Origin of the sequence: Noviherbaspirillum sp. (genome assembly GCF_035944575.1) — a bacterium.
In the GTDB taxonomy this organism is placed as follows: Bacteria; Pseudomonadota; Gammaproteobacteria; order Burkholderiales; family Burkholderiaceae_D; genus Noviherbaspirillum.
Genome location: NZ_DASZBA010000272.1, coordinates 1 through 3,308 on the forward strand (window position 1 = coordinate 1; position 3,308 = coordinate 3,308).

The following is a 3,308-nucleotide window of genomic DNA, read 5'->3' on the forward strand; positions in this document are numbered from 1 at the left end:
GCCTACCCGGATCGATGAAGACTCTTGATTGCCTGCCGCCCGATCGTTGTCCTTCCTTGCCGTGGCTTTCTTGTCGGAACCCGACGTACCTGGCATGTCGCTGCTTACCTCGGTTGCACTGAAGGGCGCACCCGCAGCCGCGCCGGCCGGCGATGAGACTGCTGCGGCAGCGGCTTCCTGCGCTTCCTTCAACGCAGGCGGCTCGAAGGGCTCGAAGAAACCATATCCCTGCTTTTCCTCCTGGGCTGCCTTCGCAGCGGCTGCCAGATCCGCCTCATTCTCCAGCGGTTCGAAGAAACCATAGCCCTGCGCCTCTTCCTGCGCCGCCTTGGCCTCAGCGGCAGTCATCGCGGGCTTGGGGGCAGCCTGTTCGGTAATCTTCAAATCGGATGGATCGAGGACGAAGGAGCAAATGGCGACAATATCGTCTGCGCTTTCGTTGGTTGCAAGAAGAACGCAGGTACGCTCGCCGTCGATTGCGGTGCGGTCGATATGTCCAAGCAGACCGAGCTCGGCAACCAATGCATCCGCATCACGCGGCGCGATTTTCGGCAGCTCAATGCGGAAATGCCGGGTGAAACCATCCGGCGCGACGGCTGAGGCAGATGGCGTCTCCATCCCATGTTCGGGCGGAAGAGGCGGCAGAGCATCCTGGGAGAGCGATTGCAAGGTCATTCGTGCATCCGCTACGGCGTCCTGGTCGACCGGCGTCTGCAGCCGATGCCCGTCCAGCTGCATCTTGAGGATGTCCTTGGCGACCAGGAAGGCGTCGACATGCTCAGCGGTCAGCGCCATTTCTCCTTTGCGGATCTTGTCCAGAAGTGATTCCAGCACATGGGTTACTTCGGTCAAATCATTCAGGCCGAACGTTCCGGCGCCTCCCTTGATCGAATGCGCGGCCCGGAAAATCGCGTTGAGGTCCTCTTCATCCGGTGACTGGACATCGATTGCAAGTAGCAGCTTCTCCATCTCTGCGAGGAGCTCTTCGGTCTCATCGAAGAACACCTGGAAGAACTGGCTCATGTCAATGGTCATTTATCGGCTCCGTGTGGGCGGCTTTTACATTTGCTATGGCAGTCGCGCATCGCGTTCAGCCGATGACTTTCTTGACCACTTCGGTCAGGCGCTGGGGATCGAACGGCTTGACCAGCCATCCGTTAGCCCCTGCCGCCCTGCCCCGTTGCTTCATGTCGTCGCTTGATTCGGTGGTGAGCATCAGGATCGGCACCTTTTGATACATCGGCACCAGCCGCAGCGATCTGATCAGCGTCAGTCCGTCCATCCGGGGCATGTTCTGGTCGGTCAGCACCAGGTCGAACACCTGGCTTTTTGCCTTTTCCAGCCCGTCCTGGCCGTCAACCGCTTCGGTCACCTGGTATCCCGCAGCCCGAAGGCTGAAGACCACCATCTGCCGCAACGACCCGGAATCATCCACCGCCAATATTGATTTCGCCATCTTTTTACTCCGCCTCTTCGATGCCGGGTTTGTCGCCCGTTTTCCGTTATATCCTTGTTGCGCAACGCAGCTAGAACAACTCGACGTCGCCGCTTTCCATATGCGTCTGGCAAACCGCCTTCCAAAGTACGCCTTCCAGCTTCGCGCTTTGTTCGTTCAATACCTTGTTCATGCTCTCCAGCGTGGCGACGATGTCGCCCGGTTCGCCGTTATCCTGCAAGTCCGAGCTTCCTGTGCCGATCTGCTCCAGCGCCTCGCGCAGGCCGGCCACGCGCCGTACCGTTCTGGCAAATAGCTGGCTGGTCATATCCTGGAATTGCAGGCCGGTTACTGCGGCATTCACGTGCTGCACGATTTCCGATTGTCTGGATTGCAGCTCGGCGGCCTTCTCGACCGGCATGCCGCCAATGAGTTGTTCGACTGTGGCCTGGTGGTCGGAAACCGCTTGCTGGATTGCGAGAAAGCTCCTGCAAAGCTTCTCGATCGCTTCGCTCAGCAGTGCATCGGTTTGCTTCAGATCGCTTTCGATTTCGTTGAGATGCTGGGCTCCATGCTCCGATACGCTGGAAAGCAGGCCTTTCACTTGAGAGCTCAACAACGTTTTTCCTGTCATGAAGATGTCCCGTTATCCGACGGTCGTCGCAACCAGTCGCCGAAAATGTTAATTTCCCGGCTTTCCGCCCGTATCCTGCGCCGTGCCTGTTCCCTGCGTTCCGCCCAGTTCCTGCTTTACCTGCGCTTCGTTGGACACTGCGATGGAGCCGCCTTCCTTGTTGGCGGACTCCTCCGCCTTCTTGTTCATGACGATGATGCTGATCCGACGGTTCACCGGACTGGTCGGATTATTCGTGTCGAATAATGCAGCCGACGACAATCCGACCACGCGCAACACCTTGCTTTCATCCATTCCCCCAGCCACCAGTGCCCGGCGCGACGCGTTTGCGCGGTCCGATGACAGCTCCCAGTTGCTGTAAAACTTCTCGCCGCTTGCGTATGGCGTCGCATCCGTATGTCCGGAAAGACTGATCTTGTTCGGCATGTCGTTAAGCGCCTTGCCGATCTCGTACAGGATCTCCTTGGTGTACGGTTGCAGCTCGGCTTTCGCCAAGGCAAACATGGGCCTATTCTGCTCGTCCACGATCTGGATGCGCAAGCCCTCTGTTGTAATATCGATTAATAATTGATTGCGAAACTGTTTCAATGTCGGCCGTGCATCGATCGCTGCTTCGATACGGGTTTTCAGGATCCGGAGTCGCGCCATCTCGGCACGCTCCAGTTCTTCCTGCATGGTCTTGGCATTGGCCGAGTTCATGGTGTAGGTTTTCTTGGGCGTCGGATCATCGCCCTTTTTGATTTGCCCGTCCTTGCGCGTCAGGTCCCTGCCGCCGCCCTGGATCACGCTGGAGCTGTCTCCGCTGCCGCTGCCGCCGGCCATGGCAACCTTGAGCGGCGTTTGAAAGTATTCGGCGATCCCTTGCAGATCTCCTTTGGCGGTGGAGCCAAGCAGCCACATCAAAAGAAAGAATGCCATCATTGCGGTGACGAAGTCGGCGTAGGCGATCTTCCATGCGCCGCCGTGATGACCGCCGCCGCCTTTTTTGATTCGCTTTACGATGATGGGGCGCAGCCCTTCGTCAGCCATGATTCTCCCGCCGTTCTGGTTTCATACGCCTATTTGGCCTTGGCTTTCTTGATGTGCTCTTCCAGTTCGGAGAAGGACGGACGCTCTGTGGAGAACAGCACTTTGCGGCCGAACTCGACTGCTAGCGCGGGCGCATAGCCGTTCAGACTTGCCAGCAACGTCACCTTGACGCACTGATACATCTTTGATGACTCGTGCAGCTTCTGTTCC

At 58.0% G+C, this 3,308-nt stretch carries 4 protein-coding genes and 1 pseudogene; all 5 read right to left on the reverse strand.

The features are described from left to right. A partial coding sequence (locus tag VGU61_RS22390) for an Hpt domain-containing protein (protein WP_326861532.1) occupies positions 1-1,035 on the reverse strand: 1,035 nt, incomplete at its 3' end. A gap of 55 nt (positions 1,036-1,090) precedes the next feature. After that, complete coding sequence (locus VGU61_RS22395; protein WP_326861533.1) at positions 1,091-1,456, reverse strand: response regulator; 366 nt, start codon at positions 1,454-1,456, stop codon at positions 1,091-1,093. Between the two features lie 70 nt (positions 1,457-1,526). Continuing rightward, positions 1,527-2,054: a chemotaxis protein gene (locus tag VGU61_RS22400; protein WP_326861534.1), complete on the reverse strand. Its 528-nt coding sequence runs from the start codon at positions 2,052-2,054 to the stop codon at positions 1,527-1,529. A 63-nt stretch (positions 2,055-2,117) separates the two neighbouring features. Beyond that, positions 2,118-3,098 (reverse strand): flagellar motor protein MotB, encoded by a 981-nt coding sequence (gene motB, locus VGU61_RS22405; RefSeq protein WP_326861535.1) that lies wholly within the window; start codon positions 3,096-3,098, stop codon positions 2,118-2,120. 29 nt (positions 3,099-3,127) lie between these two features. After that, a pseudogene (locus VGU61_RS22410) lies at positions 3,128-3,308 on the reverse strand (proton conductor component of motor, torque generator); the annotation flags it as partial.

Coding starts and splice junctions, on each gene's coding strand:
- motB (WP_326861535.1), bottom strand. CDS start 3,098: ATGGCTGACGAAGGGCTGCGCCCCATCATCGTAAAGCGAATCAAAAAA.
- VGU61_RS22395 (WP_326861533.1), bottom strand. CDS start 1,456: ATGGCGAAATCAATATTGGCGGTGGATGATTCCGGGTCGTTGCGGCAG.